A 7,250-nucleotide genomic window follows, 5' to 3' on the forward strand; every position below is an offset into this window, starting at 1 on the left:
GAGACGGTGACCGCTCGGCCGCAGACCCGGCTGTCGGCCGTCGAGGTCCTGGGCGAGGACGAGCTCCACCACGTACTGACGGAATGGAACGACACGGAGCGCCGGCTGCCGCAGGTCCTGGTGCCGGAGCTGTACCAGGCACAGGTGGAGCGGACCCCGGACGCGGTCGCGGTGGTGTGTGACGGTGTCGAGCTCAGCTTCGCGGAGCTGGACGCCCGCGCCAACCGGCTGGCGCACCACCTGATGTCCCAAGGGGCGGGCGCCGAGTCGGTGGTGGGCCTGTGCCTGCCTCGCGGCGCCGAGATGGTGACCGCGATCCTGGCGGTCTGGAAGGCGGGCGCGGCCTATGTGCCGCTGGACCCGGAGTATCCGGTCGAGCGGCTGGCCTTCATGCTCGCCGACAGCGCGGCCGGGGTGCTCGTCGGCATCGGCGACCTGACGCGCGAGCTGTCCACGGACGGGGTCCGCACGGTCGACCTGGACGATCCGGCCACGGTCGCCGGGCCGGCCGCGCGGTCGGCTGCTGCTCCCGAAGTCACCAGGCGTTCGGACCAGTTGGCGTACGTGATCTACACCTCGGGTTCGACAGGACGGCCCAAGGGCGTCGCGGTCACGCACGGGGGGCTGGCGAACTACGCGCTGTGGGCGGCCGAGGCGTACGGCATGGCGGAGGGCGGCGGTGCTCCGCTGCATTCCTCGCTTGCCTTCGACCTCACCGTCACCAGTGTCGTGCTGCCACTGGTCTCCGGCTCGGCCGTCCGGGTCAGCCCGGCCGGTGGCGCCGAGGGACTGGCCGAACTGCTCAGCGGCCCAGGCGAGTTCGGCCTGGCCAAGGTGGTGCCGGGGCATCTGCCGCTGCTGTCGGAGCTGCTGGCCGACGACTTGGCGGCCGGTGCCTCGCGGCGGTGGATCGTCGGCGGTGAGGCACTCCAGGGCGCCGTGGTGCGGGACTGGCTGGAGCGTGCGCCGGGCACCGTGGTGGTGAACGAGTACGGTCCGACCGAGACCGTGGTCGGCTGCTGCGTGTACGAGCTGACGGCAGACCAGCACATCGCGGACTCGGTGCCGATCGGCCGGCCGGTCGCCAACACCCGTCTCTACGTCCTCGACGAGTGGCTCAACCCCGTTCCGCCGGGGGTGGCGGGCGAGTTGTACATTGCCGGTGCCCAGCTGGCCCGTGGTTACGTCGGCCGTCCGGGCCTGACCTCGGAGCGGTTCGTGGCCTGTCCGTTCGAGCCGGGTGCCCGGATGTACCGCTCGGGCGACCTGGCCCGCTGGACGGCGGACGGCACCCTGGAGTACCTGGGCCGCGCGGACGAGCAGGTCAAGGTGCGCGGCTTCCGGATCGAGCCGGGCGAGGTCCAGGCGGTCGTGGCCGCCCACCCGCAGGTCTTCCAGGCCGCAGTGGTCGCCCGCGAGGACACGCCGGGCGACACCCGGCTGGTCGCCTACGTCGTCGCCGCGGCGGACGCCGAACCCGGTGTCCTGCCCGATGCGGTGCGGGAGTACACGGCCCAGCGGCTGCCTGCGCACCTCGTCCCCTCGGCGGTCGTCGCACTCGCCGCCCTGCCGCTGACCGTGAACGGAAAGCTCGACCGCCGCGCCCTGCCCGCGCCCGAGTACGCCACCGGTGGCGGCCGGGCGCCGGCCAACTCCCAGGAGGAGCTGCTCTGCCAGGCGTTCGCGCATGTCCTCCGGCTGCCCACGGTCGGGGTCGAGGACGACTTCTTCGCCCTGGGCGGGCACTCGCTGCTGGTGGTCTCGCTGGTGGAGTACCTGCGGGCGCGGGGTGTGTCGATCTCGGTGCGGGCGCTGTTCCAGACGCCGACTCCCGCGGGGCTGGCCTCGGTGGCCGGGCCGCAGGAGATCGAGGTGCCGGCCAACCTGATCCCGGCCGGCGCGACCGAGATCACCCCGGAGATGCTGTCGCTGGTCGAGCTGACCGAGGCCGAGATCGAGCGGATCACCGACCGGATCCCGGGCGGCGGGGCCAACGTCGCCGACGTCTACCCGCTGGCCCCCCTCCAGGAGGGCATCTTCTTCCACCACCTGATGGCCACCCAGACGGGCGGCAGTGGCGCGGACGTCTACGCCTCGCCCACCGGGCTCGCCTTCGACTCACGTGAGCGGTTGGACGCCTTCCTGGCGGCGCTGCAGCAGGTGGTGGACCGGCACGACATCTACCGCACGGCGATCCTGTGGGAGGGGTTGCGCGAACCGGTGCAGGTGGTGCTGCGCCACGCGGTGCTGCCGGTCGAGCAGGTCGAACTGGACCCCGCGGGCGGCGACGCCGTACGGCAGCTGCTGGCGGCCGGCGGCGGGGCGATGGATCTGGGCCGGGCGCCGCTGATCGAGGTGCGCAGCGCCGCCGAACCGGGCACCGGCCGCTGGCTCGCCCTGCTGCGCATCCACCACCTGGTGCAGGACCACACCACGATGGACGTGCTGCTCGCCGAGCTCAGCGCGATCCTGTCCGGTCGGGGCGACTCGCTGCCGGACCCGCTGCCGTTCCGTGATTTCGTGGCACAGGCCCGCCTCGGCGTGCCGGTGGCGGAGCACGAGCGGTACTTCACCGAGCTGCTGGGCGACGTCACGGAGACGACGGCGCCGTTCGGCCTGGTGGACGTGTACGGCGACGGCACCCGCACCGTGCGCGCCGACCTCCCCGTCGACCAGGCGCTGGCCACCGGGGTGCGCAGCCTGGCCCGCTCCCTCGGGGTGAGCGCGGCGACCGTGTTCCATGTGGCGTGGGCGCGGGTGCTGGCGGCGGTCAGTGGCCGGGACGACGTGGTGTTCGGCACGGTGCTGTTCGGGCGGATGAACGCCGGTGCCGGCTCCGACCGGGTGCCGGGTCTGTTCATCAACACCCTGCCGGTCCGGGTGCGCCTCGGCCTGACCGGCACGGGCGAGGCGCTCGACGGGATGCGGCAGCAGCTGGCCGAGCTGCTGGCCCACGAGCACGCGCCCCTCGCACTGGCCCAGCGCGCCAGCGGCGTGCCCGACGGGAGCCCACTGTTCAGCGCGCTGTTCAACTACCGCTACAGCACCCCCGTCGGCCAGGAGTCCGATCAGGGTCTGAGCGGCATCACGGCGCTGTTCAGCGAGGACCGCACCAACTACCCCCTGACCGCGTCGGTCACCGACACCGGCGCCGGATTCGCGGTCACCGTCGACGCGATCGCGCCGGCCGAACCGGTGCGGGTCGGTGAGCTACTGCTGACCTGCCTGGCCAACCTGGTGGCCGTGCTGGAGACGGACCCCCGGACGCCGCTCGCGGCCGTCGAGGTGCTGGATCCGGCCGAACGGCAGCAGGTGCTGCTCGACTGGAACGACACGGGCGCCGTACCGCAGGAAGCGACGCTCGACTGGCTCCTCGCCGAGCAGGTGGCGCGGACGCCGGACGCGGTCGCGGTGGTCTGCGGCGGCGTCGAGCTCTCGTACGCCGAACTGGACGCCCAGGCGAACCGGCTGGCTCGCCTGCTGATCGGGCAGGGGGTGGGCCCGGAGCAGTCGGTGGCCGTGGCCCTGCCCCGGTCGGCGGAGACAGTGGTGGCGCTGCTCGCGGTGCTGAAGACCGGTGCGGCCTACCTCCCTCTCGACCCCGAGCAGCCGAAGGCGCGGATCGCCGCCATGCTGGCCGGCGCCGCACCGAGCCTGGTGCTGACCGCGACGGCGACCGCCGAGGGGGTGGCGGACGCTCCCTGTGCTCGACTGGTGCTGGATGCGGCCGAGACCCGTACCGAGCTGGCCGCTCAGTCGGCCGTCCCGGTGTGCGACGCCGACCGGCGGAGCCCGCTGCTGCCGTCCCATGCCGCCTACGTCATCCACACCTCGGGGTCCACGGGCACCCCGAAGGGTGTCGTCGTCGAGCATGCTGCCGTGGTGGGCCATCTGCGCTGGATAGCACAGGAGTTCGGGCTGGACGCACGGGACAGGGTGTTGTCGCGGACCTCGTTCGGTTTCGATGCCTCGGTTTGGGAGTTGTGGCTTCCGCTGTTGGTCGGTGCACCGGTGTACGTGGCGCCGGGCGAGGTGTCGCAGGATCCGCGGGAGTTGCTGGCGTTCGTCGTCCGGCATCGGATCACAGTGGCGCAGTTCGTTCCGTCGCTCCTGGGCGTGGTGGTGGACGCCGCCGAGGAGGGTGTGCGGCTGCCGCTGCGGCGGGTGTTCGTGGGCGGTGAGGCGGTCTCGCCCGCCCTGGCGGCGCGGACGGCCGAGTCGTGGGGAGTGGAGGTGTGCAACCTGTACGGCCCGACGGAGACGACGGTGCAGGTGGTGACGCATGCGTTCAATCCGGCGGTGGACACGGACGTGGTGCCGGCCGGTCGTCCGGTGGGTGGAAGCAGGGTGTACGTACTGGACGATGTGCTGCGCCCGGTGCCGGTAGGTGCCGTGGGTGAGCTGTATGTCGCGGGTGGGCAGTTGGCGCGTGGCTATCTGAACCGTGCGGGGCTGACAGCGGAGCGGTTCGTGGCGAATCCGTTCGAGCCGGGAGCTCGGTTGTACCGGACCGGTGACCGGATGCGGTGGACGGCGGACGGCCGCTTGGTGTTCGAGGGCCGTGCGGATGCCCAGGTGAAGATCCGGGGCTTCCGGGTCGAGCCGGGCGAGATCGAGAACGTGCTGGCCATGCATCCGTCCGTGGCACAGGTGGCGGTGACCGCCCGCCAGGACGGCCACGGAGACAACCGTCTGGTGGCATACGTCGTGCCCGCCGACGGCGCGTACGGCGAACTGCCCCCGTTGCTGAGGGAGTACCTCGGTGAGCGGTTGCCCGCCTATGTGGTGCCCTCGGCGGTGGTGGTCCTGGACGCGCTGCCGCTGACGGCGAACCGGAAGCTCGACCGCGCCGCCCTGCCCGCTCCGGAGTACCTCACGGGCGGTGGCCGCCCGTCGGCCTCCGTAGAGGAGGAGGGCCTGTGCAAGGCCTTCGCCCAGGTGCTGGACCTGCCCGCGGTCGGCGTCGAGGACGACTTCTTCGCCCTCGGCGGCCACTCGCTGCTGGCGACCCGGCTGGCCAGCGAGGTGCGGGAGGTGCTCGGGGCGGAACTGCCGATCCGAGCGGTCTTCGAGCTGCGGACACCGGCGGCGCTCGCGGCTTGGCTCGTGGAGCAGACCGGACGCCAGAAGGACCCGACCGGACGTCAGAAAAAGGCCAGGCCCACGCTGCGGCCGATGCGCAAGCAGGAGGAGTCCTGATGATCCCAGTGTCGTTCGCACAGCGCCGGCTGTGGTTCCTCGGCCAGCTGGAGGGGCCGAGCGCGACCTACAACCTGCCGCTGACCCTGCGGCTGACGGGAGAGGTGGACCGAGCGGCGCTGAACGCGGCCCTGCGGGACGTGATCGGGCGCCACGAGGCCCTGCGCACGGTCTTCCCGACCGTCGACGGCGAGCCGTACCAGCAGGTTCTGACGGTTGGTCAGGCCGGTTTCGAGCTGATGGTCGCGGAGGTGGCGGAGCGGGAGCTGGCCGCAGCCGTGGGCGGGGCGGTGGGTCACGTCTTCGACCTGTCCACCGGCATCCCGTTGCGGGCGTGGCTCTTCACGTCGGGCGGCGACGAGTCGGTCCTCGTGGTGGTGGTGCACCACATCGCCTGCGACGGCTGGTCGATGGGTCCGCTGGCGCGGGACCTGTCGCTGGCCTACCGGGCACGCCTGGCCGGGCGGGTACCGGAGTGGGAACCGCTGCCGGTACAGTACGGGGACTACACGCTGTGGCAGCGCGAACTGCTCGGCGACGCAACCGACCCGGACAGCCTCCTGGCCGAGCAACTCGGCTACTGGCGTGACGCGTTGGCAGGCCTCCCGGACGACCTGGAGCTGCCGGTAGACCGGCCGCGCCCGACCGTGGCCGACCACCGCGGACACCGGGTGGCCCTGGACATCCCCGCCGAACTGCACGGGCGACTGGTGGCCCTGGCACAGGAACGGGGGATGACCCTGTTCATGGTGCTGCAGGCGGCCCTGGCCGTGACACTTCACCGGGTGGGCGCCGGCACCGACATCCCGATCGGCACCGCGGTCGCCGGCCGCACCGAGAAGGCGTTGGACGACCTGGTCGGGTTCTTCGTCAACACGCTGGTACTGCGCACCGATCTCTCGGGAAACCCGACCATCGGTGAGCTGCTGGAACGGGTCCGGGAGACCGGCCTGGAGGCCTTCGCGCACCAGGACGTGCCGTTCGACCTGCTGGTCGAGGAGCTGGCCCCGACCCGCTCGCTGGCCCGTCACCCGCTGTTCCAGGTGATGCTGACCGTGCAGAACACGGCGACAGCGGCACTCGACCTGAGCGGCGTGGACGCGGCGGGCTCCTCGGCGCCGGGATCGGCGTCGGCCAAGTTCGACCTGGAGATCTCCGCCGAGGAGATGTCCGACGCCGAGGGCAGGCCGGCCGGCGTGCGAGGGTCGCTCATCGCGGCGGCGGACCTGTTCGACGCCGAGACGGCCGAGCGGATCGCGGGCTGGCTGCTGCGGGTCGTGGAGACGATCGCCGCCGAGCCCCGGACGCGTCTGGCCGATGTGGAGATCCTCGGTGCCAAGGAGCGGGCGCAGGTTGTGTCGGGCTGGAACGGCAGGTCGTTGGATGGGCCTGTTGTGCTGGTGCCGGAGCTGGTCGCCGGTTGGGCGGGGTCGACGCCGGATGCGGTGGCTGTGGTGTGTGACGGGGTAGAGCTGTCGTACGCGGAGCTGGACGCGCGGGCCAACCGCTTGGCCCACCACTTGGTGGCGCAGGGGGTGGGTACGGAATCGCTCGTGGGGCTGTGCCTGCCGCGCGGGGTGGAGATGGTCGTCGCCATCCTGGCCGTCTGGCGGGCCGGAGCTGGGTATGTACCGCTGGACCCGGAGTATCCGGCGGAGCGGCTGGCGTTCATGGTCGCTGACAGCGGCGCCGGCCTGGTGCTGGGATCGGGCCACACGCCGACCGGCCTGATCGCCGCGGGTCTCCGGGTGCTGGATCTGGACGATACGTTTACGGCCGCCGAGGTCGCCGGGCAGCCGGTGACGGCACCCCGGAAGGACCTGATACCGGCACAGCTGGCCTATGTCATCTACACGTCCGGTTCGACGGGTGTGCCGAAGGGTGTGGCGGTGTCCCATGGTGCGGTGGCACGGATGGTTGCCGCGTTGGGGCCGTGGCTGGGTGTGAGTGCGGGGCTGCCGGTGTTGCAGTTCGCGTCGTTCAGTTTTGATGCGTCGGTGTTGGATGTGGCGGTGACGTTGTCGGCGGGTGGCCGGTTGGTGGTGGCGTCG

At 72.0% G+C, this 7,250-nt stretch carries 2 protein-coding genes; both read left to right on the forward strand.

From position 1 onward, the window contains the following. Window positions 1-6: 6 nt before the first annotated feature. Window positions 7-5,199, forward strand: coding sequence for an amino acid adenylation domain-containing protein (locus ABZ845_RS31545; protein ID WP_360986851.1), 5,193 nt, complete (start codon window positions 7-9; stop codon window positions 5,197-5,199). Then, window positions 5,199-7,250: condensation domain-containing protein (locus ABZ845_RS31550; RefSeq protein ID WP_360986854.1), on the forward strand; the 2,052-nt coding region annotated here is incomplete at its 3' end. The genes ABZ845_RS31545 and ABZ845_RS31550, both read left to right, overlap by 1 nt.

It is taken from the genome of Streptomyces sp. NPDC047022, assembly GCF_040644155.1.
GTDB lineage: Bacteria > Actinomycetota > Actinomycetes > Streptomycetales > Streptomycetaceae > Streptomyces.